Origin of the sequence: Methanobacterium alkalithermotolerans, assembly GCF_018141185.1 — an archaeon.
Classification (GTDB): Archaea; Methanobacteriota; Methanobacteria; order Methanobacteriales; family Methanobacteriaceae; genus Methanobacterium_F; species Methanobacterium_F alkalithermotolerans.
The window spans coordinates 1,557,453-1,582,482 of the sequence record NZ_CP058560.1; the positions used below are offsets into that span (position 1 = coordinate 1,557,453).

General features: G+C 35.8%; 28 protein-coding genes and 1 tRNA gene. 15 read left to right on the plus strand and 14 right to left on the minus strand.

Annotated elements, in window-relative coordinates; translation table 11 throughout:
• Positions 1 to 66: 66 nt before the first annotated feature.
• Complete coding sequence (locus tag HYG87_RS07645; RefSeq protein ID WP_211532598.1) at positions 67 to 570, minus strand: amino acid-binding protein; 504 nt, start codon at positions 568 to 570, stop codon at positions 67 to 69.
• 174 nt (positions 571 to 744) lie between these two features.
• Between HYG87_RS07645 and trpE the strand changes: the two genes are divergently transcribed.
• Genes trpE through trpD form a run of 7 tightly spaced genes read left to right on the plus strand, consistent with a single transcriptional unit; the run spans position 745 to position 7,506 of the window.
• A complete protein-coding gene (trpE, locus tag HYG87_RS07650; protein ID WP_211532599.1) occupies positions 745 to 2,112 on the plus strand; it encodes an anthranilate synthase component I in 1,368 nt (455 codons plus the stop codon).
• The gene (locus tag HYG87_RS07655) at positions 2,109 to 2,729 is read left to right on the plus strand and encodes an anthranilate synthase component II (RefSeq protein WP_211532600.1); all 621 of its coding nucleotides are present in this window, start codon (positions 2,109 to 2,111) and stop codon (positions 2,727 to 2,729) included. Before trpE ends, HYG87_RS07655 begins: the two co-directional genes overlap by 4 nt.
• Complete coding sequence (locus HYG87_RS07660) at positions 2,726 to 3,610, plus strand: indole-3-glycerol phosphate synthase TrpC (protein ID WP_211532601.1); 885 nt, start codon at positions 2,726 to 2,728, stop codon at positions 3,608 to 3,610. Before HYG87_RS07655 ends, HYG87_RS07660 begins: the two co-directional genes overlap by 4 nt.
• Positions 3,603 to 4,430: a phosphoribosylanthranilate isomerase gene (locus HYG87_RS07665; RefSeq protein ID WP_249164830.1), complete on the plus strand. Its 828-nt coding sequence runs from the start codon at positions 3,603 to 3,605 to the stop codon at positions 4,428 to 4,430. The genes HYG87_RS07660 and HYG87_RS07665 overlap by 8 nt, the downstream gene beginning before the upstream one ends.
• Positions 4,423 to 5,604: a tryptophan synthase subunit beta gene (gene trpB / locus HYG87_RS07670; protein ID WP_211532602.1), complete on the plus strand. Its 1,182-nt coding sequence runs from the start codon at positions 4,423 to 4,425 to the stop codon at positions 5,602 to 5,604. The genes HYG87_RS07665 and trpB overlap by 8 nt, the downstream gene beginning before the upstream one ends.
• Positions 5,601 to 6,464, plus strand: a complete 864-nt coding sequence (gene trpA / locus HYG87_RS07675; RefSeq protein ID WP_211532603.1) for a tryptophan synthase subunit alpha — start codon at positions 5,601 to 5,603, stop codon at positions 6,462 to 6,464. Before trpB ends, trpA begins: the two co-directional genes overlap by 4 nt.
• Positions 6,439 to 7,506 (plus strand): anthranilate phosphoribosyltransferase, encoded by a 1,068-nt coding sequence (gene trpD, locus HYG87_RS07680; RefSeq protein WP_211532604.1) that lies wholly within the window; start codon positions 6,439 to 6,441, stop codon positions 7,504 to 7,506. The genes trpA and trpD overlap by 26 nt, the downstream gene beginning before the upstream one ends.
• Before the next feature lie 85 nt (positions 7,507 to 7,591).
• Here trpD and HYG87_RS07685 read toward each other — a convergent pair.
• From HYG87_RS07685 to comA, 13 genes are all read right to left on the minus strand, one after another.
• Positions 7,592 to 7,664 (minus strand) — tRNA-Ile (locus tag HYG87_RS07685).
• 221 nt (positions 7,665 to 7,885) lie between these two features.
• Positions 7,886 to 8,428: an AAA family ATPase gene (locus tag HYG87_RS07690; protein ID WP_211532605.1), complete on the minus strand. Its 543-nt coding sequence runs from the start codon at positions 8,426 to 8,428 to the stop codon at positions 7,886 to 7,888.
• Between the two features lie 9 nt (positions 8,429 to 8,437).
• Positions 8,438 to 8,731, minus strand: coding sequence for a metal-sulfur cluster assembly factor (locus tag HYG87_RS07695; protein WP_211532606.1), 294 nt, complete (start codon positions 8,729 to 8,731; stop codon positions 8,438 to 8,440).
• A 160-nt stretch (positions 8,732 to 8,891) separates the two neighbouring features.
• Positions 8,892 to 9,800: a DUF5591 domain-containing protein gene (locus tag HYG87_RS07700; protein WP_211532607.1), complete on the minus strand. Its 909-nt coding sequence runs from the start codon at positions 9,798 to 9,800 to the stop codon at positions 8,892 to 8,894.
• A 95-nt stretch (positions 9,801 to 9,895) separates the two neighbouring features.
• On the minus strand, positions 9,896 to 11,659 hold the full coding sequence (locus HYG87_RS07705; RefSeq protein ID WP_211532608.1) for a thiamine pyrophosphate-dependent enzyme: 1,764 nt from the start codon (positions 11,657 to 11,659) through the stop codon (positions 9,896 to 9,898).
• 147 nt (positions 11,660 to 11,806) lie between these two features.
• On the minus strand, positions 11,807 to 12,325 hold the full coding sequence (locus HYG87_RS07710; protein WP_211532609.1) for a TIGR00295 family protein: 519 nt from the start codon (positions 12,323 to 12,325) through the stop codon (positions 11,807 to 11,809).
• A gap of 69 nt (positions 12,326 to 12,394) precedes the next feature.
• The gene (tfe, locus tag HYG87_RS07715) at positions 12,395 to 12,931 is read right to left on the minus strand and encodes a transcription factor E (protein ID WP_211532610.1); all 537 of its coding nucleotides are present in this window, start codon (positions 12,929 to 12,931) and stop codon (positions 12,395 to 12,397) included.
• A 280-nt stretch (positions 12,932 to 13,211) separates the two neighbouring features.
• Complete coding sequence (locus tag HYG87_RS07720) at positions 13,212 to 14,414, minus strand: transposase family protein (RefSeq protein WP_211532611.1); 1,203 nt, start codon at positions 14,412 to 14,414, stop codon at positions 13,212 to 13,214.
• Positions 14,415 to 14,601: 187 nt separating this feature from the next.
• Complete coding sequence (locus HYG87_RS07725; protein WP_249164831.1) at positions 14,602 to 15,465, minus strand: coenzyme F420-0:L-glutamate ligase; 864 nt, start codon at positions 15,463 to 15,465, stop codon at positions 14,602 to 14,604.
• Between the two features lie 86 nt (positions 15,466 to 15,551).
• Positions 15,552 to 16,247, minus strand: a complete 696-nt coding sequence (locus HYG87_RS07730; protein ID WP_211532612.1) for a (Fe-S)-binding protein — start codon at positions 16,245 to 16,247, stop codon at positions 15,552 to 15,554.
• Positions 16,248 to 16,307: 60 nt separating this feature from the next.
• Positions 16,308 to 17,006 carry a GTP-binding protein gene (locus tag HYG87_RS07735; protein WP_211532613.1) on the minus strand — a complete coding sequence of 233 codons (699 nt, stop codon included), beginning with the start codon at positions 17,004 to 17,006 and terminating at the stop codon, positions 16,308 to 16,310.
• Between the two features lie 100 nt (positions 17,007 to 17,106).
• Positions 17,107 to 17,898, minus strand: coding sequence for an ATP-binding cassette domain-containing protein (locus tag HYG87_RS07740; RefSeq protein WP_211532614.1), 792 nt, complete (start codon positions 17,896 to 17,898; stop codon positions 17,107 to 17,109).
• On the minus strand, positions 17,898 to 18,674 hold the full coding sequence (gene comA / locus HYG87_RS07745; protein WP_211532615.1) for a phosphosulfolactate synthase: 777 nt from the start codon (positions 18,672 to 18,674) through the stop codon (positions 17,898 to 17,900). Before comA ends, HYG87_RS07740 begins: the two co-directional genes overlap by 1 nt.
• 355 nt (positions 18,675 to 19,029) lie before the next feature.
• On the opposite strand from comA, the gene HYG87_RS07750 reads away from it, so the two are divergent.
• The 8 genes from HYG87_RS07750 (at position 19,030) to rpl12p (ending at position 24,865) form a co-directional block, all read left to right on the plus strand.
• Positions 19,030 to 19,593: a pyruvate kinase alpha/beta domain-containing protein gene (locus tag HYG87_RS07750; protein WP_211532616.1), complete on the plus strand. Its 564-nt coding sequence runs from the start codon at positions 19,030 to 19,032 to the stop codon at positions 19,591 to 19,593.
• A 203-nt stretch (positions 19,594 to 19,796) separates the two neighbouring features.
• Positions 19,797 to 20,933: a cell division protein FtsZ gene (ftsZ, locus tag HYG87_RS07755; protein ID WP_211532617.1), complete on the plus strand. Its 1,137-nt coding sequence runs from the start codon at positions 19,797 to 19,799 to the stop codon at positions 20,931 to 20,933.
• Positions 20,934 to 21,285: 352 nt separating this feature from the next.
• The gene (locus HYG87_RS07760) at positions 21,286 to 21,465 is read left to right on the plus strand and encodes a protein translocase SEC61 complex subunit gamma (protein WP_211532618.1); all 180 of its coding nucleotides are present in this window, start codon (positions 21,286 to 21,288) and stop codon (positions 21,463 to 21,465) included.
• A gap of 299 nt (positions 21,466 to 21,764) precedes the next feature.
• Complete coding sequence (locus HYG87_RS07765) at positions 21,765 to 22,232, plus strand: transcription elongation factor Spt5 (protein WP_211532619.1); 468 nt, start codon at positions 21,765 to 21,767, stop codon at positions 22,230 to 22,232.
• On the plus strand, positions 22,232 to 22,714 hold the full coding sequence (locus HYG87_RS07770; protein WP_211532620.1) for a 50S ribosomal protein L11: 483 nt from the start codon (positions 22,232 to 22,234) through the stop codon (positions 22,712 to 22,714). Before HYG87_RS07765 ends, HYG87_RS07770 begins: the two co-directional genes overlap by 1 nt.
• A gap of 114 nt (positions 22,715 to 22,828) precedes the next feature.
• Entirely contained in the window at positions 22,829 to 23,467 is a 639-nt protein-coding gene (locus HYG87_RS07775; protein WP_211532621.1) for a 50S ribosomal protein L1, read from the plus strand.
• Complete coding sequence (locus tag HYG87_RS07780) at positions 23,467 to 24,477, plus strand: 50S ribosomal protein L10 (protein WP_211532622.1); 1,011 nt, start codon at positions 23,467 to 23,469, stop codon at positions 24,475 to 24,477. The genes HYG87_RS07775 and HYG87_RS07780 overlap by 1 nt, the downstream gene beginning before the upstream one ends.
• Before the next feature lie 82 nt (positions 24,478 to 24,559).
• Positions 24,560 to 24,865: a 50S ribosomal protein P1 gene (gene rpl12p, locus HYG87_RS07785; RefSeq protein WP_211532623.1), complete on the plus strand. Its 306-nt coding sequence runs from the start codon at positions 24,560 to 24,562 to the stop codon at positions 24,863 to 24,865.
• Positions 24,866 to 25,030: the final 165 nt, after the last annotated feature.

A 25,030-nucleotide genomic window follows, 5' to 3' on the forward strand; every position in this document is an offset into this window, starting at 1 on the left:
CCAGATTATAGTTTCAGGGTTATTTCCTGGCATTAAATTATTAAAAATTAAATTTTATTTATTATCTCAATAGATGGAAACTCTTTTTACATTACTGATTTCTAAAAATTTACTTAACAATTTCCCGGGTATTGGTTTTTCAGTAATTATAGTTAATCGGGGATTTTCTTCTAATTCTGGATCTCCAGCATGTGCCTGGCGAATACTAATCCCCTCTGCGGATATAAGGCCACTGGCCTGGGATAGAATTCCGGGATTTCCTGCTTCTGCTTCAATTTCAACAATCCCAAAATCAAGGCTGCGCGCCACATTTTTTAATAAAGCACCTGCCGGAAGAATGTTTTCAAATATTTCAGATAATTGTTGATCTTTTAGAATAACATCAACCGTTGATTTAATAGTGCGCCTGTCCACACCAACCGATCGGGAAAGTGCTACATCACTTATTAAAACATCTTTACAATATATTTTTCCTGTCTTATCCACTCTCAAGCCTAAATCTACTATTTTTCGGGCTACATTCATACGAGCAGGATATTTCTCGAATTTATGGCTAATTTTTTTCCACATAACATCTCCTTTAATCTATTAATTGCACTATTATATAAACTTGAGTATAAATGTACATAAATATACAACAAAGCTATTTATAGTACTTTAAAGTATAGAATGAGCAGGGTCTTGGAGGAAGATCTGGAATTTCAAACTAAATTAAAAAATTAAAGGTGAAAATTATGATAAGGAGTGAATATTTTTGGCGATATAAATTTAAAGCCATTAAGTACAGCTGCACTGGATTATGATAATCCTTTTGACTTGTTTCAAAAATTATATTTTAACTATCCTGATACCTTTTTACTGGAATCAATGGAAAGTGATACCGGCCTTTCCCGGTACTCTTTTCTGGGATTTGACCCGATAATGAATTTAAAGGTCAATGATAATGTTTTAGAAATAGAAAAAGATGGCACCACTGAGGAAATTTATACTAAAAATCCTTTTGATGAAATAAAATCTATTTTGAATAATACTAACGGAAAAAAAGGGTTTTGTGGAGGTTTGGTGGGCTATGTTTCGTACCAGGCAGCTAAATATTTCACTCCACTTGACCTGAATAGGGGCAAATACCCTGAATTCGAATTTGGATTATTTTTGGATGGAATAATTTTTGATAAGCTCTCCCAAAGATGTCGTTACCTCACCAGGGGGGAATCCCGATTAGAAGAAATCAAGAGTATTATGAAAGAGGATTATTCTTCTCTTCCTGCCATGTCTTTTTCAGATAAGGGAAAATTTTTCTCTAAAAACCAATACGAAAAAATGGTTTTAGAGGTTAAAAATAGAATAAAAGATGGTGAAATCTTTCAGGGAGTTCTATCAAATGCTCAAAAATATAAAATAACTGGTAATAAACTGGATTTTTATAATGCCCTTAGAAAAATAAACCCTTCTCCTTATATGTACCATTTTAAGCTGGGAGAAAAGGAAATAATAGGTTCCAGTCCGGAAATGTTAGTAAGAGTGGAAAACCGACAGGTAGAAACATATCCCATTGCGGGGACCCGCCCCCGGGGAAAAAATAAATTAGATGATGAAAAACTGGCTAAGAATCTACTGGATGATGAAAAAGAAAGAGCAGAACACATGATGCTGGTAGACCTGGCCCGGAACGATGTAGGGAAAGTTTCAGAATTTGGAAGTGTAAAAATCCCAGAATATATGGCTATTAAAAAATTTTCCCATGTTCAACACATTTTGTCCCATGTCAAAGGAAATTTGAGCCCTACTAAGAATGCAGTGGATGCTTTTACATCTATTTTCCCTGCAGGGACGGTATCTGGTGCACCCAAAATAAGGGCCATGGAAATAATAGAAGAAATGGAAAAAATCCCTCGAGATGCATATGCTGGTGCAATTGGATATTTTTCCTTGAATGGAAATGCAAATTTTGCCATCACTATACGGTCTTTAATCTGTGATGGTCATCAGGGCAAAATACAATCTGGAGCAGGTATTGTACATGATTCAGTGCCTGAGAAAGAATTTTTTGAATGTGAAAATAAGGCCAAAGCACTCTTAGATTCTTTAAAAATTTCAGGTGCATTATCATGATACTAATTATCGACAACTATGACTCGTTTACCTACAATCTCTATCAAATGGTGGGCGAAATTGTAAATAATCCCTTAAATAATTTTTCTAAAACTAATTCTAAAATAATGGTCATTAAAAATAATGAAAAGAACCCTTTTCAGATTCAGGATTTACATAAAAAAGAAGAAATTAACCACATAATTATTTCACCTGGCCCGGGAAATCCAGAAAATAAGAGGGATTTTGGAGAATGTAAAGCAATAATCAAAAAATTTGGCCCAGAAATACCAATTATGGGGGTCTGCTTAGGACATCAAGGAATATTTTCTACATTCGGAGGAAAAATAATTCACCAGGAACCGGTGCATGGAAAACAAACTCAGATAAATCATAATAATCAGGGAATCTTTCAGGGATTGAAAAATTATCTCCTGGTGGCACGTTATCATTCACTAAGCTGTGATCCAGAAACCATACCCGAATGCCTGGAAATAACTGCCAAAACAGATGAAGGAATCATAATGGCCTTAAAACATAATATTCATCCAATTTATGGTTTACAATTTCACCCGGAATCTATTGGAACTCCGGAGGGCATGAAATTAATTGAAAATTTTCTTAAGGTGGAATCATGAACTCTGATTATTGCAATACTGCTAAAGGGAATAAAATAGATTTCAATTTTATCCTACAGACCTGCCAGAAAAACCTGCAAAAAACTAAATTAAAAGTGCCATTATCCGCCATTAAAAGGCAGATAAAAGATTCACCTGATCCTATTAATTTTAAAAAAGCACTTCAAAAAACGGACCGATTCCCATTAATAGTTGAATATAAACCAGCTTCCCCTTCCCAGGGGCACATTTCTTCCCGGAGTCTGGAAGATACTATAAAATCCTTTGAGGTAGGGGGAGTTAGTGCTATTTCTATACTAACTGAAGAATCCTTTTTTAAAGGCAAACTTGATTATATTAAAAAGGCTTCTAGCTTAAGTTCCTTGCCAATTATGAGAAAGGATTTCATTTTAGATGATTATCAAATCTATGAAGCTCGAGCATATGGAGCCAGTTCAGTACTTTTAATGAGTGATGTTTATCCCCATATTCCTGATGGAATAAAAACTTGCCGGGAAATGGGCATGGAACCCCTGGTAGAATGTAAAAATTCTATCGATGTTTATAATGCCTTAGATGCAGATGCGAAGATAATAGGAATTAATAACCGGAGCTTTAAAGATTTCTCCATTGATTTTAAACGCACCAAATCCCTTTATCCTTTGATACCTCCTGATAAAATCATGGTGTCTGAAAGCGGGGTTAAAAATACAGAGGATGTGGAAGAATTATGCCGATATGGTGCAGACGCCCTGCTTATTGGTACCACTATTATGCAATCTTCTAACATAGAGCTTACCATCAAGAAAATGAGATTTGCAGCAGAAAGATCCAGAAAAAGATTTTTTAAAAGTGGCCCTTTGAAAAGTACCTCAACTAGCGGAGGGTTAAATAGTGATTAATTCCTCCCCGATTGATATAAATAAACTTAAAAAAGAATGCAGCTTATTTAAAGAGGACTTGAATAAAAATTTAACTCTAAAAAAAGGTGATACTAATTTAAAGATTAAAATATGTGGTATAACTTCTAAAGAAGATTTAAAAGCTGCAGAAAACTACGGATCCGATCTTATAGGTTTCATTCATGTAAAAAGATCAGTCCGATATATTGATATAGAAACAATTAAATCACTTTCCCGCATCCTGACAGATAATAATAAAGGAGTGCTGGTTTTAGAACCAGATAATGTGGAAGAAGCTTTAAATGATATACTAAATTCTAATTTGAGAAATATTCAGCTGCACTCCCTTTTGCCAGGGGAGATAAATGAACTTATTCAAAGTCTATTTGCTGATGAATATGAGAAGGAATACCACATCGTTCGGGCAATAGGCATATCTCAAGACGGATTATCACTGGAAAAAATTAAAGAAATAAGGTCATTTGCTGAATTATGTCAGGGAATTTTATTTGATTACCAGCACCAGGGAAAAACAGGTGGCACTGGTAGGGAAGTTTCTTTAAAAACAGCTATTAAAGCAGCAAAAATTTCAAGATCTTTTAATCCCCACCTGGAAATATATCTGGCGGGAGGATTAACTGCATCACGTATTAAAAAAGAGGGGCTATTAATTAAAGAATCATTTGACTTTGTTGATTTTAATTCCGGTCTGGAGGATTTTCCTGGCAAAAAAAACCACATTAAAATTAAAAATGCCATAGAAACGGTAAAAAAAGATAAAATATTCATGAATTTTATTAAAGGTGATTTAATTGATTGAAAGTGGAAAATTTGGTAAATATGGCGGTATTTTCGCCCCTGAACTTCTTATCCCTGCTTTGGAAGAATTAGAAAGTGCTTTCTTAAAATATAGGAATAATAAAAAATTCAATCAGGAATTAGAATTTTATTTAAAAGAATTTGCAGGCCGACCCACCAATCTATATCTTGCTAAAAACCTGTCTGAGAAACTGGGATGCAGGATATATTTAAAAAGAGAGGACATGCTACATACCGGAGCCCATAAAATAAACAATACTCTGGGGCAGGGATTGCTGGCTAAATATATGGGTAAAAAACGTTTAATTGCAGAAACTGGAGCGGGACAACATGGAATTGCCACGGCTGCTGTAGGTTCTCTTTTTGGAATGCCTACTGATGTTTATATGGGCATGGAAGATGTTGAAAGGCAGAGATTAAATGTATTCCGGATGGAAATATCTGGGGCAAAAGTAATTCCGGTTGAAACGGGATCTAAAACCTTAAAAGATGCTATAAATCAATCTATGAGAGATTGGATGACAAATGTGCAGGATACACATTATTTAATAGGATCTACCATGGGTTTCCATCCTTACCCCACCATGGTAAAACATTTCCAGAGAGTAATCGGACAAGAAACTAAAAATCAGATTTTAGAAAAAGAAAAAAAACTTCCCGACGCGATAATAGCCTGTGTGGGAGGAGGAAGCAATGCCATAGGTATTTTTTCAGAATTTATTCCAGACTCGGAAGTGGAATTGATTGGTGTGGAAGGAGGAGGGCACGGGATTGAGAGTGGAAATCATGGTGCAACCCTTTGTGCAGGTAGTGAAGGTGTTCTTCATGGATCACTATCCTATGTACTTCAAGATAAAGATGGACAAATTTGTGAAGCGCATTCTGTTTCAGCTGGTTTAGATTATCCTGGAGTAGGCCCGGAACATGCTTACCTGCATACCCGGCGCCGGGCAAGATATGTTAATGTAACGGACTCCGAAGCACTCCGTGGATTTCAACTACTATCCCGCTATGAGGGGATAATGCCTGCCCTGGAGAGTGCACATGCCATTGCCTATATGGAAAAATATGCCCAGAAACCTGAAAATAAAGGGAAAACTATAGTGGTCAATCTTTCTGGAAGAGGGGATAAGGATATGTTTCTTGCAGCAAGCATTTTAGGGGTGGAAGTATGAATCTTAAAAAAGAAAAACAGCCTCCTGAAGAAATTAACTCCTCTGAAAAACTAGAAACTTATGATGAAATGTTCAAACGCTTAAAAAAGAACAAAAAAGGAGCATTTGTACCTTTTATTGTTGCAGGAGATCCTGACTTTGAAACATCTCTTGATATAGTGAAAACACTCCTGGAAAGTGGTGCAGATGCCCTGGAAATTGGATTTGCATTTAGTGATCCGGTAGCGGATGGTCCCACCATTCAAGAATCAGATTTAAGAGCATTAGCTTCGGGTATGAATACTCAAAAATCCTTTGAATTTATTAAAAGAATCAGGGAATTTACTTCTATCCCTATTGGGCTTTTGGTATATTATAATCTAATTTATAAAAAAGGAGTTGATGAATTTTATAAGGAAGCCAAAAAATGTGGAGTAACCAGCATATTATCTGCGGACTTACCTCCCGAAGAAGCTGAAGAAGCACTCCAGGCAGCAAAAAAATACAATATTAATCAGATATTTTTGGTAGCCCCCACCACACAAAAAAATCGTCTGGATAAAATTTGCCAGATAGCTTCAGGATTTATTTATCTGGTTTCAGTAATGGGAGTCACCGGGGCCAGAAAAAAAGTCCAAAACAGTACAGTTGAGTTAATTAAAAGAATAAGAAATAGTAGTGATTTACCGGTAATGGTGGGATTTGGTATTTCTAAACCATCCCATGTAAAAGATGTAATCCAGGCAGGTGCACAAGGAGCCATTGTAGGCAGTGCTATTATTGAAATTATTTCAAAAAATCTGGATAAACCGGGAGTAATGCTACCAGAAATAAAAAAAGACATCAGCAAAATGAATGAAGCTACTCAGGGAAGTGACTGATTTGCAAAAGTTCATTCGAAAATTAGCTTCTGGAAATGATCTTACAAAAAAAGAAGCTTTCATGTGCATGGAAGCCATGATTTCTGGTGAGGCCACCCCCATTCAAATGGCGTCTATTTTGTCTTTACTTACTCTTAAAGGAGAAAAAGAGGATGAAATAACTGGTTTTGCTAAATCTATGCGAAGAGCATGCAAATCTGTCAACTTTTCTCATTTAAAAGTGGTGGACACCTGTGGGACGGGAGGAGACAAATTTAAAACATTCAATGTCAGTACTGCTGCGGCTATTATTGCTGCAGCTGCCGGTGTTCCTGTAGCCAAACATGGTAATCGTGCTGTTACCAGTTCCTGTGGTGGAGCAGATATACTGGAAGCAGCAGGTATTAAAATTGAGTTATCTTCTAAGGAAGTTTTAGAATCTATGGAAAAGCTGGGGATAGGCTTCATGTTCGCCCCTAATTTTCATCCTGCCACCTGGAATGTAATGCCGGTAAGAAACGAATTGGGTATACGAACTGTTTTTAATTTGTTGGGACCTCTTACTTCTCCTGCTAAGGCTCCCATACAACTTATAGGTGTCTTTGATCCCTATTATGTGGATTTAATAGCCCGGGTATTAAATAATATGGGAATTGAAAAAGCCATGGTGGTACATGGCTATGATTCCAATGGAAATCCGGCTATGGATGAAATATCCAATATTGGCCCTACTCTGGTGGCTCTGGTGGAAAATGGTGAGATATCTATTCAAAAATTAAATCCAGAAGACTTTGGGGTGGAAAAATCACAACCAGAATTAATAAAATCTCCTGAAACCATTGAAGATAATTTAAATATATTTTTATCAGTTCTTGCTGGTGAAGAGGATTCTCTTAAGAAAAAAGCCAGGCTAGAACTAGTTTTGGCTAATGCAGGGGCTATAATATTTTTAGCAGGCAAGTCTAACTCTCTGGAGGAAGGTACAAAAATAGCCAGAAAGACGGTAATTTCAAAAAAAGCCATGAAAAAATTGGAAGAATTCCGGCAGATATTTGCCAAATAAAGATAATTTTATTATTCAGGGTAAAATTTACTTGATAAATTTTTTTTAATAATTTTTAATACCATATTTAAAAAATAAGAAAAAGTGGGCCCGCTGGGATTCGAACCCAGGGCCTCACGGTTATCAGCCGTGCGCTCTACCACCTGAGCCACGGGCCCCACATATATGGCCAAATTAATGTTTAATAAAACCTTATCTAAATTTAACCTGATTATTTCAGAATAAAAAGGGGTAATTCCAACTTTTAGTTTTTCTCATATATATCCTTTACGATTATTTATAATATTTTCAAGGAACCGGAGAATAATTCTAAAAAAAATGAGATAACCATCAATCCAGTTATAAAATAACATATTTTCTAGAATTCAAATTAAAGATATCAGGATAATAAATCTATCAGATCTTTTTTTGATGTTTCAAAGTCATTATTTTCTAAGTGATAAACTAAACTTCCGGAAAAGACAGAACAGATAACCATGCTCATCTTAAGCATCTTTTGATGGGCGATTAAACTTTTAAAATCATCTTTAATTCTTTCTTTGGATTTATCATCTTGCCGGCGATTTAATATCTTTTCTGGAGATGAGTCCAGTATTACAATAAGGTCCGGTGAAATGATTTCCAGAGGCATAGAAATTATATAACCCTCTGGAGATTGATCCAGGCCATGCAAATCTACCAGGATATTTTGGTGCTTACTAATTTCATTAGCTGCAGCTTTCCAGATATGGTACTGCACATCCAGATCCTGGGCAAACATTTCTTTTTGGCTGTGGGCTATATTTTTTGCCCGGGCAATTTCAAGCATTATTTCTCCATAATTTAAATGCTCACATCCTATTTCCCGGGCAGCAACATGGCACAGGGATGTTTTTCCAACACCTGGAACACCGACAACAGCGGCCATGTTCCAGGATAGCATTAAATGCACCTATTTATTAACCATTTCTGTTATGGCATCGGCCATCATATGTCCGGCAACAGTAACTTCGGCTTTATCAATGCCTTCTACTTTTTCAGACATGTTCCGGGCATCCATAGCCATACGAGCTGCGCTCATGCAACCCGGATTGGTTGGCCTGATAACAATTTTAGCAATAGTTTGATCTTTTTTGTCGATATCTATGCTTTCAACTAGCCCCATTTCCACGATACTTATTCCCATGTGGGGGTCTGCTACCTTGGTTAAAGCTTCCTTGACTTTTTCAACTAGTTCTTCTGACATAATTAATTACCTCGAAATTGTAATTATGGGCCGGTATAATTTAGCCCATTTGATGGATTATACCACCTGAATTAAAAATTTAACAATATTTTTTTTCAATGTCTATTAGTTAAGTGATTGAATATTGTCTGTATTGGTCTATTTAAAGTTTTGCAAAGTATTATTTGATCCGATGCCGAATACGGACAGCCACTCCTTTAGAAGCCCTTACCATTTCTTCACCACTTAAAATTGATTTTCCAACTCCCACCAGTTCACCATTTCTAACAATAACTACTTCATCCCGTGGAATTATATTTTTATCTGCATTTATTACTCCCGGGGCAAAAAGAGTGTTTGTTTTAAGTTCAAAATCTACTTCAACACATTTTATGCCTTTTTCTGCTAGAAGCTGACCTCCAGCCAGGTTAAGAGAGAACAATCCATTATCCATTAGTAAAGTGGCCAGCTGCTCATTATTGTAGAATATTCTTTTATTAAAACGCCCCCGGGCATGGACATCATCAGGTATAAGTGCATCACCACCTTCTCCAAATTGATAAAGGGCAATGGATTTAAATCCTTCTATTAATTTTTCGCGAGGTTTTATTCTTTTAAAATGTTTAACTTCATTTTTTAGATTACCCATAGATGAAGGAGAAAGGGGTCTTCCATCTTCACAGGTGTAAATAACATCTTCCAGATATTCTTCACATACTTCCTGGTAACCCCCGGCTACATGGGCTATCACTTTTTTTTCCTGAACATATTCTTTCAATAATTTTCCAACCACATTTATTTCCTCAAAAGACCAATCTCCTGTAGTTGTTACATCATAAGACTGTATGGGGAAGGTGTTCTCCATTTCTCGAGGACATATGCCAAAGGGGGAGGTTAAAATAACTTCCTGTATTCGGCGAGAGGCCTGCATGAATATTTGATGGGATTTTGAACGGGAATAGGGCTTTCTCATACTGCAGGGAAGGATTACTAGAGCATCACCAAGTGGCTTAAGCAACTTCATTCGTTGTCTCCACCTTACTGCTTCTGGCCGATATAGGGACTCTTCACTGGAACATAAAACTTTCATGATACTCCTCATTTAATAATTATTTTAGAATTTAACAATCAGAATATTCTAGACCATTATAGATAATTAATGTATCTAAATTTTCAGTTATTTAATCAATGAAATCTACGGGGATCTGTTTCGATGTCCACCAGAACCGGCTTATTTAAAGATAAAGCTTTTTCTATTGCAGCAGTCAATTCTTCTGATTCAGTTACTTTTATACCTATTCCTCCACAATTTTTGGCAAAAGCAGCAAAATCACAATTAAAAAGCTCGGTTTGCCAGTTAGGATATTTTTCTATTTTTTGTTCCTGCTGGATCATAGCTAACTGGTGGTTATTAAATAAAAGCACGGTAAGGGGCAATTGATATTTAACTGCTGTTAAAAAATCAGCCATAACCATTGAAAAACCACCATCACCAGTTATGCATATAACCTGTTTTTCAGGGTATTCTATTTGTGCAGCCAAAGCAGCTGGAAGTCCAAAGCCCATACTGGCCAGGTGACCCGAAAAAACAATTTTCTGTGAATTTTGCACCGGGAAGTTTCTACCAAACCACCAGGAATTTTCACCCACATCCAGTGCAAAAATAGCTTCTGGATCAGCCATCTCTTGCAATACTTTTAAAATGTAAGGGACTCTCAAGGGACTTTTTTTATCATTTGCCTCTCTTTCTATGATATTTTCCCAATCATTTTTCAAATCCTGAATTTCGTCTCGATAGGAATCTCTTTTTACTTTTTTTACATTTTTAATTAATTCTGGCAATATTTCTGCACTATTTCCTAAAAGACCTACTTCCACCGGGTAACGTCTTCCAATCATCAGGGGATCTATATCTATTTGTATGGTTTTTTTTTCAGGTATCTGGGTCATATCTGAAAAAGAAGATCCAATTACTATTAATAAATCAGACTTACGCACCAGGGAAGTGGCAGCTGTAGAGCCAATGGTACCATGACTCCCTACATAAAGCTTTTCATCTTCGTTAATTACCCCTTTCCCTCTAAAAGTGGTAACTATCGGTGAACTTATTTTTTCGGCTAATTCTAACAGGTTCAATCCTTGATCCATTGCACCAAATCCGGCTATGATCACGGGCCTATCAGCAGAGTTAATGATTTTAGCAGATTTTTTTATTAAATAATCTGGAGCGGATATGGCCATATTTGTTATTTTACCTTCCAGGGGCATTATTTCTGTATCATAAACTTCTTTCTGGATGTCATTAGGGACTGAAATATGTGAAACTCCTTTTTTAAGCAAGGCATTTTTAATGGCCAGAGTAACCAGATTGGTGGTTTGATCCTGAAACATCAGGGATTGATTAAAAACAGAAAAGGGTTCAAAAAAGGAGTGCTGATCTATTTCCTGAAAAGAACCTGGGCCAATTAGTTCTCTAGTAACCTGGCCGGTTAGGGCTAAAACTGGTGATTTATCCAATTTTGCATCGTATAATCCTGTAGTTAAGTTAGTAGCTCCGGGTCCTGCTACAGTAAGGCAAGCTGAGATATTTCCTGTTAATTTTCCATAGGCTGATGCCATGAATGCGGCGGTTTGCTCATGACGCACCTGAAAATATGTTATGTGGTCCTGGTTTCTCAATGCTTCTAAAATACCCAGAGAAGATGTTCCCGGGATTCCAAAAACATATTTAACTCCCCATTCGGCCATTTGTTTTATTATAATATCTGAAACTGTTATTTTTTCAGCTGATTTTTTGGAAGTCTGTAAATCTACCTTTAAAACAACAAAAACTTTTAAAGGAGAGTTGCAAACCGGACAGGTCCAGGATGCAGGTAGATTAGAAAACTGAACCTCCTCTTTTTCTTCGTCATATATATAATTACATACGGTGCACCGGAATTTAGTCATAAAATCCCCCTCATTTATTATTAAATTAATATATGGTTTTTTTCAAATTTAAATTTAAATATAATCAAAAGAAAACAACCTTATTTTTTTTAGAATAACTAATTCCCCTACCATTCCGGGTTTAATTTTCTAAAATTTCACACAGATTTAAAACGAGTTCGGGGTGATAATTAATTCGTCGTGCAGAATTTTTAATCTCTCCAGTGAGGGATGATTTTTTCCCAGCTTTTTTTCCCATTTCTCAACTACAAAATCAATATTTACTTCTGTAGATCCATCCAGTAAGTTATCAGAATGAGACACTATTTTTTCTTCAATAGCAATAGGGAAATAATTTTTTGGAGGAAGGCCCATTTTTTCTGCTTCTACTCTACTTATACCGGCACCGATATGTCTTTCCACAATACGGACAATGTTTGAGGGAAATTCCAGTTCCTCTAAAATCCGGGCTCCAATTACGGCATGATCTGTACCATTACTTTTGGAGCGTCCAATATCATGCAATAATGCCCCGGCATAAACCAGTTTTAGATTAACAGGAAAATTTTTGGAAATGATAAGTGCCTTATCAGCTACTTTCTGGCTGTGATCAATTACCCAGGGGGGGCATTTAAATTCTTTTAAAAGAGATATACAATCCTCTTTATTGATTTTTTCCAGGATCATTGCCTTTCAATAAAATAAGTTAACTATAAAAAAAATATTCCAGACGATTTTTTAATGCAAAATAAATATTTAAGAGTTACTTTCTGCAACCCCAAAATCAATTTCAAAGCCATGGCTTTCATAAAGACTTAATTCTTCTTTAATTTGCTTTATCACCGGAGTGTTGTCCATATATTCCATTTCACCATTACATTTAGGACAGATAAAACCATTTTCAGAAGCTTCCTCAAAACTACAGCGACAGTCATTACTTTTACATGCAAAGAACATGTTATTTTCTTCATATTCTAATATTTCTTTTAACTGAGTCACTATTTCCTGATGACGACGCTTAATCATGTCATTTACCCTTTCAGTTTCGAATTTCCAGGTATAGGTATACCATTGGGTTTCAGGGTCTTTACTTCTTTTATAACTCGCTAATCCTGCATCGTAAAGTTTATATAGGACTCTTCTAACAATATTTAATCGGAGCTCAGTTGTTTCGGCGATTTCTTCGTCAGTAACTTTACCTTTAATTAAGCATTCGACAATGGAAATACTTCCTTCATCTTCCTCGTCGATTACATCATTAATTAATTCCAGGACTATCGGATCATTAAACATTCAATTTCCTCCTTAGTAAAAGGCTAAGAATCATTTAAAGCTATATCCTCTTATATTATTTAGCAATAAATTGATGATTCTACAACCATGTGAGGTTAATACAACACAAAGTAATGGAAATGCAAATTAAAAAAACTTCTATTATAAAGAAATTATTTATTCCGTAATTATAATATCAAAAATGCATTCACTATACCTATTTTATGGGCATTCTTAGTTTATTAATCTTATGGTATTTAAATTTTTTTTCCAAGAGGGTTTGTAAAGTTTGTGGGTGTTGTTATTTTTTTATGTGCTTTTTTGTCCAATTTTTCATTTTGTAGTGTAGATAAGTGAGTATTCCTTTTTTGGTTTTGTATTTCTTTTTTATTTGTTCTGGTTCTGTTTGTCTGTAGTAATTTTCCACAGTATTAGATGTTCGTGGTATTTTATTGTTTTCCATGAACGTGGTGAGTCTTTTATAGTCTGGAATGATTTTTTGTTTAATAAAACGCTGTAATAAACGTGGAATTCTATTGAAATCGTTTAATAGTTTTTCTAGTCTTTTTTGACTGGTTTTTGAGTTGTATGTGCGGAATATGTTTTTGATATCGGTGAAATATAGGCATAAACTGATTTTTTCACGTTCTGTGACTTTTTTACTGCGTAATTTTTTGTATAATTTGTCACCAATCATTTTAAACAAGTGAAATACGCATAATTGGTGTTTAACACCAATATAATCCATTATATTTTTATAAAGTGGCATATGGTCGGTGGTGACTGATATTAATGGTTGATTAATAGTTGATTCTTCTATAAACTGTGTAATGGCTTGTGGTGTTCTTTTAGGGACTATTTGTTCGGCTATTGGAATGTTGCGTATTTGATCGTATAATGTTAATCTGTACATTCTATGGCCATTAATTCGTAAAAATTGCTCATCATAAGTGTAATATCCTGAATAAAAGCGTTCAGTGTTTTTGATCATGTTTTTATTGTTTATGGTAAGCCAATTTCTGATGGTTTGGTGTGATGGTGAATTTTCCAGGAAGTTCTGCAGATCTTTCTGAGTTTTTCGAAGCGAACGGTAACCTGTCTCCAAAAAACATTCTAATTTATCTTTAAATAAGTTAATATATCGTTTATAAGGTTTTATAATCGATTTAATGTTTGTGGTGAATTTTCGCCCACAAGTTTTACACAGATATCTTCTTAAATAAACATTTAAAGGTTCTTTATCGTCAATTAACAGTTTTCTTTGACGATATTCTTGTTTAATAACATTTTTTGAACCACAATATGGGCAAAGTAGGTTAATATATTCGAAATGATTATTTTCATGGAGATAAAGTTTCTGATTAATATTTTGAGTGTTTTTAACCGGTTTTAATCTATCATTGAGAATTGTTTCAAAATCATTTTTTCCTGTGAAAAAATCGGAAAGTTTAAGTTGTATGGAGTCAATATTACAATTGAGAGTAGTTAATATTTGATTTCGCATGATAATATATCTACTCTCACTTAATACTTATATTTAACCTCTTTAATTTTGAATTATGGGGTCAGAGGATCTAGAAAATAAGATTTTAAAATTTTTTTCCGCAAACCCTCAACACCCATAAACTTTACAGTCTCTTCCAAGAGCAATATTGCTCACCAGTAACAATATATTTTATTTTAAAAAAAATTCAACTGATTCTTTTTATTATTACTGCAGGGGTATGGTTCAGTGAATTTAGCATATCTACTGTAATTTCATTTGTATTTGCATTAAAAGATTCTTGCATTTTATAGACCGTTTCAAGATTATTTTTTTGCGATTTTTGATATTTTTCAGCTAATTCTGCCATTTTCAGGGCTTTTTCTATTTTCACTGGAAATGAAGATCCCAGAGGGGTCGGATTTTTATTTTTACTCATTCTTCCCAATAAATAACCTATAATTCCCAAATTTGATTTTATTCCTCTCATGGCAGTGGGTAAACATGTAAATCTAAAATTACCCAGCTGGTAAGTAGCGTCTGTATCAATAATCAGCACCACTACCTCCTTTTTCCACCGATTTTCAATTTTTTTAGCAATCTCCCGGGCCACTTGAGAGGATTTTTCAGGCAAAAGAGATACAAAATTTCCCGGCACATTACTCAGATCTATTCCGGCCTCTGAAGCAGGTTTCAAGGCGTGTAAAATGCCATAATATTTTAAAACAACTTCTTTATGGGCCCGGGCTTCTTTTGGAAGTTTTCTTAAGTTTTTAATAGTGCGGGGTTTTATTCTTAAAATAGGGCCTAGTAAATAACCCCAGATATATTTAGACCACACATCTGATAGAAAAATAGCAGTTAAGCCCGGTTCAAATAAGGATTCATCCACCAAACGCTCTTGTGAAACAGAAACAGGAGTTTCAGATATAACTAAAAAATCCCCATTTTCTAAATAGGGACCTGCATTATTAATGATAATATCTAAACTCGCACCGGGCTTAATATAGCTGGTATTTACTGGTATTAACTTATAAGGGGGCATAAAAACAGGAATTATAGTTTTAGACATTGCTCATCTTCCATTTAAACATCTAATTACTTTTAATAATTCTAAATAAAAAAAGCATTAATATAAAAATAATACTTAAGATTCATCTACCTTTTTCCTTTAATCGGCGGTGCCCAAACTTTAAGATCTATCCCTTCAATCAGTGCTTTTTTTCCTTCTAATTGCACTACTACTCCGGAGTGCACTTTCTGCATCATACAGTGCTTAGGAAGAAAACGGACCGTTTCTCCCACAGCAGGTAATTCGCCTTCTATTAGGCCTTCAAATCCGCCTACCATACATATGCCTGCTTCTTTAAATTGGAAATTTTCAGAACCCTTTTCTAATCGGTGACAGGGCCCTACCATATGGACAGTTATTAATCCATGACTCTCATCAATTATCTCTGCAAAGTGGGTTATGGGGCATCCCAATGGACGATAACGAATAATATCTCCTTTTTTAAGCTCTTCCCTGGTAAAAGGATATAAAATTTCCCGGCAGGATTTTTCATTAACCAGTGGCTTTAAAATAAAGTCTGCTTCATATCCATCCAGCAGGCCAATTACTGGCTTTTCTTCCACCAGTACATTTTCATTTTTCAGGACATCCTTCAATTGATTTAGATTTTCAAGAAAGAGTTCCTGGTATAAAAATCTACATTTTTCCAGAGTAGTATGTTTTTTTAGAAGTGCTCCTGCAAATTCATCACAACGAGCATAACCGCATATGCCGCAGTTGTAACCAGGAAGCAGATTTCCTATTTCTTCTTTAGGATTTACATATTCCGATTTATCTGTCATTAAAAAGAACCTCATAAAATTTATTAAATAAATTTTTTAGAATTTAAAGTAAAACATGTTTTATTCCCCTTCATAGCTTTCAAAACCATCGATTCTACGCAATATTCCCCGATGATGTTTCTTATTTACCCTGGTTTCACCTACACACAGGGTACAAACTGCTAAAGGAGCGGAATGACGAAGTTCTTCCTCTTCTGATACTTTTTTGGCTTTTAACATTTCATCAGCCAGTTCCATACAACCTTGGCCACTAAGACCATTAGCTTCGATTATCTTGGCCTTAGGATTTACTTCAAGTATCTTTTCCCTGAATATTTCTCTTTCGGCCTGGGAAATCATATCTCCTTTGGTAACCACGGCAATATCTGCGGTGGATAGAAAAGGGCCCACTTTAAGAGGAGTATTGGGGCCGCTGGTTGCATCTATAACACACACTCCTAATGAATTTATGGTATAAGGGGCACATCGATGACATAAACCTGCAGTTTCCACTATTAAATAATCTGAATCATGGGAACGGGCCCAGCTGAGCATATCTTCCAGATTGTATATGGCATAATGGTCCGGGCACATATCCATGGAAAGCCCTAATTTAACTGGAACTCCCACCCTGGCGAATTTTTTATCATCATCGGTGTATAAACAGTCTATTTTAACTACTGATGATTTTAGATTTTTAAGGTTTAAACTTTTAAGGGCATGTATTAAAACCGCAGTTTTCCCGGAACCTGGAGTTCCAGCCACAATTACCATTTTCATTTTTTCACTTCTCCACTAAAGGGGATAATATCGAATATAAAAATAATTCCGCCATTATTGATTTAATATAGTTCCCGTGCTTTTAAGTGCATATTTTTTACTATTTTCTGTTATTCCTTAATTCCAGATCATCTGTATTTAAATCCTCTACTAATTCTCCCCTGCGCACTTTTTCCCGCAAGTGGAGCATTAATTCATCGATTTTATTCAGCCTTTCAGAGATTAATTTTTCCTGAGTGCTGGTACTTACTATTTTTTCCATTCCCCCATTTTTCATTACAATTCGTTTATCCGTCATCAAAGCCAGCACCGGGTCGTGGGTGACAACCATAACAATTTTTCCATGTCCGGAAAGAACTTTTAATGCGTCGTGTTTTCTTATACCTGCATTTTCAATTTCATCAATAAGAACTATGGGAGAATCGCTTATAATGGCTACATCTGCCACCATAAGTGCTCTGGATTGACCTCCAGAGAGTATGGTAAGCTCGTGTTCTTTCTTAATCGGTTCTCCCGTAAGGGTATTGGCCAGTTCTATAACTTTATTCACGCAAGCGTTCTTAGCCCCTCTACATTTTGCATGAAGGGTTAAAAATTCCCCTACCTCCATATCTGCTAGAAAATTCATATTTTGTGATAGCTGAGCTACCATTTTTTTTCGGGGGTTGGTTCTATCTTCATAAGTGGGCTCTCCCCCATTAATCAGAATTTTTCTCTTAGAAAAAGTATCTTCCTGGGCTAATTGCTCAATATCTCCAATTAATGAGCTTTTACCACTTCCAGTAGGTCCCACCACTCCAAAAATTTCCCCTTTTTGAATAATTACTTCTTCTACTGGTTCTTTATTTCCCTGTTTATCATAACCGCCGATAACAGTTATTTTATCTATCATTAAAGGCCCACCTTTCCTATAGTATCTCCCCGAAGCCCTAATCTAAGGGTTTCAAGAGCAGTAATTTCTTCTGGAGTGATATTTCCCAAATTAACATCAGTTCCGATTTGTAGTATGAAATGAATCTGCTGATTCTTTTTCGGGGCTTCCCATATTAATTTATCAACCGGAATGTTTTTTATTAAATAATTAACCTCTTCAACTTTCACCTTTCCCTCTTTATCAAACATTCCAATATTTTGACCACTCTCACGGGCTTCAACCAGCACTTTATCTGCACCTGCATCTAAATCCATCTTTATTAAATTAACCCTATCTTTTAAGCTTAATTTAAGGTCCTCTGCAGGGTCCTTTTTACCAACTTCGGAAATTACTTTAAAACCTCTTTCTTTAGCTTCTGCTATTATTTTTGATTTATCTGCAGGATTAATTGTAGTTGAACCATCTGATATCTCTAAAGTTCTAAACCCCAGCTTTTCAGCCTCATCAAAATATTCGGGGAGCTTTTCTTTTCTGAAGGCTATTTCAAATAAAGTTCCACCGGGATAAGGGTCCACATCATATTTCTGATACATCCTAATTTTTTCTTTAATCAATTGCCGGTTATGAATGGCGATGGTTCCCCACCCAAACTTAAGGAGGTCAACGTACTCTCCACATATTTTCATAAGGTCTTCTGCAGTATGTAAACCCATCCCTTTATCTAAAACCATGGTAATTCCATTATCACGGGGTTTTTTTTGCCTTTTTGGCGCTAAAAAGTTAAAAGCATTCATATTACCACCTGGTAAAAAAATAAAATCTGACTATTATCCACCTGAAAATTCTGCTAAATAAATTTTTTGCGTTTTTCTTAAATAAGGAAATTAATTTAAATTTCTACTTACTTTTCCGCTTAATTAATAATATTTCAATTTAAATATTTAGATTTTTTTAATATTCTAAGTACTCCCACTGGAGATTATCTCATTAATATTTATTTATTCCATCTCTTCTAAAAATAATTTCTTATAATTTAATAATTACTTCTAAGCGCAATTATTTAATTTAGGATTAGATCCACTCTTAACTACTAAAGCTTAAAAATAATTATTTTAATAAAGTTGAATAAAATGTTGACTGGTGCTATATATGGAAAAAAAAATTTACTATTTTGAAAATCCAGGGGAACAGAATACCGACAAATTAATAGATCTGGTTAAATCCAGACATGAAGATTCAGAAATAAATAATATCGTGGTTGCATCTGTTTCAGGAAGGACTGCTCTTAAAGTTTCTGAAGCTATAACTGATTCTTCAATTGTAAGTATCACTCATCATGCTGGATTTCGCGAAAAAGGAAAACTGGAAACTGATCCGGATGTGGAGAAAAAATTAAAGGAATTAGGCATACCTACCTATACCAGTTCACATTCATTGAGTGGGGTAGGAAGGGGAATATCCAATAAGTTTGGAGGGGTTACTCCTGTGGAAATTATGGCTGAAACATTAAGAATGATTTCTCAGGGAGTTAAAGTTTGTGTGGAGATTAGTATCATGGCTGCGGATGCAGGGCTAATACCCATGGACCAGGAGATAATAGCCATAGGTGGAACGGCTTGGGGAGCCGATACTGCAGTTATACTCACCCCCGCACATATGAATAGCATCTTCGATTTGAGGATACATGAAATAATTGCCATGCCACGACCTTGAACCGATTCAATTTTTATCAATTAATTTTTGGTTCAAATGCACCCCATGAAAATTCTATAAAGTTGAGGTGACATCCAACATTTGACTATAACCTCAAGGGTCAGAAATGTTGTCGAGCCAAGCAAATTATTTGCAATTAACCGTTGCTTTTAAATATTAGTTAGTGCCATAACACATTCCATAGATTAATGTGGGGGTAGTAAGTGAAATTCATAAACGATGCCATAAAGGAATCTGAAAAGAGAATGGATAGACAACGTCCCAAGCAGACGAACTCGGAAATTGACGAAGACCTGAGAGGAATTATTGAACAAAGCAGAGCAAAAATATTTGTTATTGGAAGTGGAGGGGCTGGTAACAATACTATTTCCCGTCTTACTGAGATAGGAATTGAGGGTGCCGAAACACTTGCCATAAATACTGATGCCCAGGATCTGTTCTATAGTGAATCTAATCATAAGCTTCTAATTGGAAGGCAAACTTGTGGTGGTCTTGGTGCCGGCGGTGTTCCAGAAGTGGGAGAAGAATGTGCTGAGGAAAGTGAAGACGACATCCGGAATAAGTTAGATGGTGCGGATATGGTCTTTGTAACCTGTGGGCTAGGTGGAGGCACCGGTACTGGTTCTGCACCAGTAATATCCAAGATGGCTAAAAAAGCAGGAGCATTAACTATAGCAGTGGCCACAATGCCTTTTAGTGCCGAAGGACTAAAAAGAAGAGAGAATGCAGAAAAAGGTTTAGAAAAACTTCAAAGTGCTGCAGACACAGTAATTGTAATTCCCAATGATAAATTATTGGAAGTAGCCCCAAATTTGCCTCTGAACAAGGCATTTATGGTGGCAGACGAATTACTGGGAAGAGCAGTTAAAGGTATAACTGAACTAATAACTCGCCCGGGCCTGGTTAGTCTGGACTTTGCAGATATAAGAAGTATCATGAAAGGGTCAGGAATGGCCATGATTGGTATGGGTGAATCTGAATCTGGTGACAGAGCTTTAGAATCTGTTCATGAGGCTTTAAATAGCCCATTACTTGATCTGGATATTTCTAATGCTAAAGGGGCTTTAATTAATATTTCCGGAAGTTCTGATCTAACCTTGCAGGAAGCTGAAAAAATCGTGCAAATTGTTGCTGATGAACTGGATGCTGATGCCAATATCATTTGGGGAGCTCAAATTCAAGAGGACCTTCAAAATGTTATTCGGACCACTATTGTGGTGGCTGGAGTTAAATCTCCTCATATTTTCGGGACCCCAGCAGAACGAGAATTTGCAGAAGAAAGGCAACGTGAATCTGTTAAGGAATCTGCACTGGAAGAATTTATAGATGGAGTATTTTAATAGAAATTCAAATATAAGATTCAAATCTCAAATCTTAAGTCTTATCATATTGTGTTAGCAAGGGCCAACTTTTATCTTAAGGCCATAATTTCAGGGCCATTGCCCCGGGAATACAGGATCTTTTAGTAAAAAAATTCATGATATTAAGATTTGAGTATTCTTATATAATATACTGATGCTATAGTGATAATTTTCACTCGTTTATTAAAATTAATACTTTCTTACTACCCCATCATACCGTGGGAAAGGAAACCTTTATAAATCTTGAAAATAACTACTATACCATCTGTTAAAATTAAATAATTTCATTCCTTATTTTTATTATTGTTACCATTATTAAGGTAGGGATTTAATGAATTTAAAAGAATCTACTCTCCGTTTTATAAAACAATGTAGAAGAGTATTGCATGTTTCAAAAAAACCAGATAAGGTTGAGTATATCAACGTGGCAAAAATAACAGGCCTGGGAATAATAGTTATAGGTATTATCGGGTTCATAATCAGTATAATAGCCCAATTATTAGGCGCATAACTAAAAATTTCTAAGGATATGTGTTCAACTAATGGAATTATGCTAAATCAGATACTATAAAAAAATTGAAGTATATATAATAGATAAAAGTATATGAATCATATTTATTTAAATAAAAATTACAGTTTTTATTTAGAGTATTTTCAGATGATATTTATCCAGAAGTATTCAATCTGGTCTTGGTGGTATGGATAACTAAAAAATATTATTTATAGATGTTTTAAATTAGACCATATTTATCTTAAGTAATAGGCCAAATGAACCAAACCTATGGAATTATATATAAGGTTGTGTGGTTAATGGAAGATAGTATAAACTCCATATATGCTCTCAAGACCTCTGTTGGTCAGGAGAAAAATGTGGCTAGAATGTTAGCTCGGAAGGTAAAAGATAGTGGTATTGAAATCAATGCTATTTTAATCCCGGAATCTTTAAAAGGCTATGTATTGGTGGAATCATCCTCCAAAATAGACATGCAGAATCCTGCTATAAAGGTACCTCATCTTCGAGGTATGGTAGAAGGCAAAAGTTTAATAACCTTTGAAGAAGTTAGAAGATTCCTTAAACCCGAACCAATAATTGCTTCTATACAGAAAGGAAGTATTATAGAGCTAATTTCAGGCCCTTTCAAAGGAGAAAAAGCAAAAGTGGTTCGTATTGACGAATCGAGGGAAGAAGTAGTTTTAGAACTTATCGAAGCTGCTGTTCCTATACCTGTAACTGTTAAAGCTGATCAAATTAGAATAATACAAAAGGAGGCAGATTAATGGCTAAAGATACCGTTGAAATTCTTATAGAAGGCGGAAAAGCCACTCCAGGTCCACCTTTAGGTCCTGCGATTGGCCCGCTAGGAATTAATATGATGCAAGTAGTGGAGCAAATAAATAGTAAAACCTCAGATTTTGCAGGAATGAAAGTACCTGTTAAAATCATTGTGGATGGTGACACTAAAGAATTCGAAATAGAAATAGGTACTCCACCTACCACGGCACTGATAATGGATGAATTGAAAATTGAAAAAGGTTCCCAGGATCCTGGATTGGATAAGGTGGCTGATTTGTCCATAGATCAGGCAATGAAAATTGCCCGAATGAAATTTGATTCTCTTTTAGCAAACGACTATAAAAGCGGTGCTAAAGAAGTTATAGGTACTTGTGTGAGTATGGGATTAACTGTAGAAGGTAAAGATCCTCGTGAAGTACAAAAAGAGATCGATCAGGGCATTTTTGATGATGTGCTCCTATCATAATTATATTCATAAATAATATTTATGTGATTAATTACTTACTTGATCACTTAAAAACCTTAAAAAAATTGTCCCTTTATGGTGAACTTTTTATTTGAAAGTTCATGGAGGATTTATATGAAACAAGAGATATTGGAAGCGGTGAAGGAGGCTACGGAACAATCCCAGTCGAGAAACTTCACACAATCCATTGATGTGATTATCACTATCAAGGATTTAGACGTCAATAAACCAGAGAATAGATTTGACGAGGAAGTTTCTCTACCAAATGGCCGCGGAAAAGCTGTTAATGTGGCTTTTATCGCAGATGGTGAACTGGCTGTTCAGGCTAAAAATGCTGGCGCAGATCTAATAATCAATAAAGCAGATTTAGAGGATCTGGGTAAAAACAGAAAAGAAGCCAAAAAACTCGCTAACCGACACAACTTCTTTGTAGCTCAGGCAGATATGATGCCCCTGGTAGGTAGATTCTTAGGTCCGGTTTTAGGTCCCAGGAAAAAAATGCCCAAACCAGTTCCAGCATCTATCAAGCCAGATCCAATACTGGAAAGGCTACGAAGCACAGTTAAGGTTAGAATTAAAGATCAGCCTATTATTCAAACAATGGTAGGTACTCAGGATATGGATGCGGAGATGGTTGTAGAAAACATTGAAGCAGTTCTTAATATTCTTGACCGCAACTTAGAGAAAGGAAGAAACCAAATAAAGTCCATGTATATTAAGACCACCATGGGTCCAGTAGTGAGGGTGATTTAATGGCTCACGTTGCTGAATGGAAAAAAGAAGAGGTCAAAGACCTCAAAGAACTGATTAATGGTTATGAAGTGGTTGGAATAGCTAACTTGTCTGATATTCCTGCCCGGCAACTGCAGAAAATGCGACAAAATCTGCGGGATAAAGCCACCATCAGGATGTCCAAAAAAACTCTAATCAGTTTGGCCCTGGATGATTCTAATAATAAAAAGGATAATATAAATATCCTGTCCAATCACATGGATGGTCAACCTGCTTTAATATTCACCGACATGAATCCCTTTAAGCTATTTAAAATCCTGGAAGATAGTAAAACAGCCGCACCTGCCAAAGCCGGTGCTGTTCCTTCTGAAGATATAGTAGTTCCTAAGGGTGATACTGGATTCCCTCCAGGTCCGATTCTAGGTGAATTGCAGCAGATAGGCATACCTGCAAAAATTGACAAGGGTAAAATTGTAGTACAAAAGGATCAGGTAGTGGTTAAAGCTGGTGAAGAAGTATCAGCAAAAGTAGCCGGTATACTGACCCGACTGGACATACAACCCATGGAAGTAGGAATAGACCTTAAAGCAGCTTATGAGAATGAAACTGTTTATACGGCAGATCTTCTAACCATAGATGAAGAACAGACCCTTTCAGACATTCAAAGAGCATTTGCTCAGGCATTCAACCTTTCAGTTAATGCAGTTATTTTCACTAAAGAATCTATGCCTGCTATCATACAGAATGCAGCAACTAAATCACTGAATCTGGCATTCAACGCCTCAGTACTGACTTCTAAGACTACTGAAATGCTACTATCTAAAGCTTACTCTCAAATGTTAGCAGTAGCAGCTGAAGCATCTGGAAAAGATTCTGACGCCGTTGATGAAGAACTTCTTGAAAAATTAGCTTCCACTGCTACCTCAGCACCTGAAGCTGAAGAAAAGAAAGAAGAAAAGCCTGATGAAGAAGAAGAGGAAGAAGAACAAGAAGAGGATGCCGCAGCTGGCCTAGGGGCCCTTTTCGGATAGTCCTTTAAATTTACCATCTATTATTGCAAAAAACAAATGTTTTTAGCGAAATAAATTTGATTTGAGAAATTGAGGTGATCATATGGAATACATATACGCAGCAATGTTATTGCACACCACTGGTGAGGAAATTAATGAAGAGAACGTAAAAAAGGTATTAGATGCAGCTGGAGCCGAAGCAGATGATGCTAGGATCAAAGCTTTAATCGCCGCTCTGGAAGATGTGGATATTGAAGAAGCTATGGAAAAAACCGCCGTAGCCGCTACCGCAGCTCCTGCAGCAGCAGCTGCTCCTGCAGCTGAAGAAGCTGAAGAGGAAGAGGAAGAAGAAGACGAAGAAGAACAAGAAGAAGAAGCAGCAGCCGGTTTAGGCGCTCTCTTCGGATAAACTTCCTTTTCTTTTTTTACTTTCTTAAACTCATAAAGAAGAATTAAATTTAATTTGCAAATATCTTTTTTTTAATTAGTCTCAGGCTTAATTAGCCCTTAATTTTTATTTTTTAATTATTACTTATTTTAGCTTGAAATATTGATTTTAATTTTTACCATTACT

Coding starts and splice junctions, on each gene's coding strand:
- HYG87_RS07655 (WP_211532600.1), top strand. CDS start 2,109: ATGATACTAATTATCGACAACTATGACTCGTTTACCTACAATCTCTAT.
- HYG87_RS07775 (WP_211532621.1), top strand. CDS start 22,829: ATGAAACAAGAGATATTGGAAGCGGTGAAGGAGGCTACGGAACAATCC.
- comA (WP_211532615.1), bottom strand. CDS start 18,674: ATGAATGCTTTTAACTTTTTAGCGCCAAAAAGGCAAAAAAAACCCCGT.
- HYG87_RS07700 (WP_211532607.1), bottom strand. CDS start 9,800: ATGAAAGTTTTATGTTCCAGTGAAGAGTCCCTATATCGGCCAGAAGCA.
- HYG87_RS07705 (WP_211532608.1), bottom strand. CDS start 11,659: ATGACTAAATTCCGGTGCACCGTATGTAATTATATATATGACGAAGAA.
- rpl12p (WP_211532623.1), top strand. CDS start 24,560: ATGGAATACATATACGCAGCAATGTTATTGCACACCACTGGTGAGGAA.
- tfe (WP_211532610.1), bottom strand. CDS start 12,931: ATGTTTAATGATCCGATAGTCCTGGAATTAATTAATGATGTAATCGAC.
- HYG87_RS07660 (WP_211532601.1), top strand. CDS start 2,726: ATGAACTCTGATTATTGCAATACTGCTAAAGGGAATAAAATAGATTTC.
- HYG87_RS07730 (WP_211532612.1), bottom strand. CDS start 16,247: ATGACAGATAAATCGGAATATGTAAATCCTAAAGAAGAAATAGGAAAT.
- HYG87_RS07690 (WP_211532605.1), bottom strand. CDS start 8,428: ATGCTATCCTGGAACATGGCCGCTGTTGTCGGTGTTCCAGGTGTTGGA.
- HYG87_RS07725 (WP_249164831.1), bottom strand. CDS start 15,465: ATGTCTAAAACTATAATTCCTGTTTTTATGCCCCCTTATAAGTTAATA.
- trpA (WP_211532603.1), top strand. CDS start 5,601: ATGAATCTTAAAAAAGAAAAACAGCCTCCTGAAGAAATTAACTCCTCT.
- HYG87_RS07765 (WP_211532619.1), top strand. CDS start 21,765: ATGGAAGATAGTATAAACTCCATATATGCTCTCAAGACCTCTGTTGGT.
- HYG87_RS07735 (WP_211532613.1), bottom strand. CDS start 17,006: ATGAAAATGGTAATTGTGGCTGGAACTCCAGGTTCCGGGAAAACTGCG.
- HYG87_RS07645 (WP_211532598.1), bottom strand. CDS start 570: ATGTGGAAAAAAATTAGCCATAAATTCGAGAAATATCCTGCTCGTATG.
- HYG87_RS07780 (WP_211532622.1), top strand. CDS start 23,467: ATGGCTCACGTTGCTGAATGGAAAAAAGAAGAGGTCAAAGACCTCAAA.
- HYG87_RS07695 (WP_211532606.1), bottom strand. CDS start 8,731: ATGTCAGAAGAACTAGTTGAAAAAGTCAAGGAAGCTTTAACCAAGGTA.
- HYG87_RS07740 (WP_211532614.1), bottom strand. CDS start 17,898: ATGATAGATAAAATAACTGTTATCGGCGGTTATGATAAACAGGGAAAT.
- HYG87_RS07760 (WP_211532618.1), top strand. CDS start 21,286: ATGAATTTAAAAGAATCTACTCTCCGTTTTATAAAACAATGTAGAAGA.
- HYG87_RS07750 (WP_211532616.1), top strand. CDS start 19,030: ATGGAAAAAAAAATTTACTATTTTGAAAATCCAGGGGAACAGAATACC.
- HYG87_RS07710 (WP_211532609.1), bottom strand. CDS start 12,325: ATGATCCTGGAAAAAATCAATAAAGAGGATTGTATATCTCTTTTAAAA.
- HYG87_RS07720 (WP_211532611.1), bottom strand. CDS start 14,414: ATGCGAAATCAAATATTAACTACTCTCAATTGTAATATTGACTCCATA.
- trpD (WP_211532604.1), top strand. CDS start 6,439: ATGAAGCTACTCAGGGAAGTGACTGATTTGCAAAAGTTCATTCGAAAA.
- HYG87_RS07770 (WP_211532620.1), top strand. CDS start 22,232: ATGGCTAAAGATACCGTTGAAATTCTTATAGAAGGCGGAAAAGCCACT.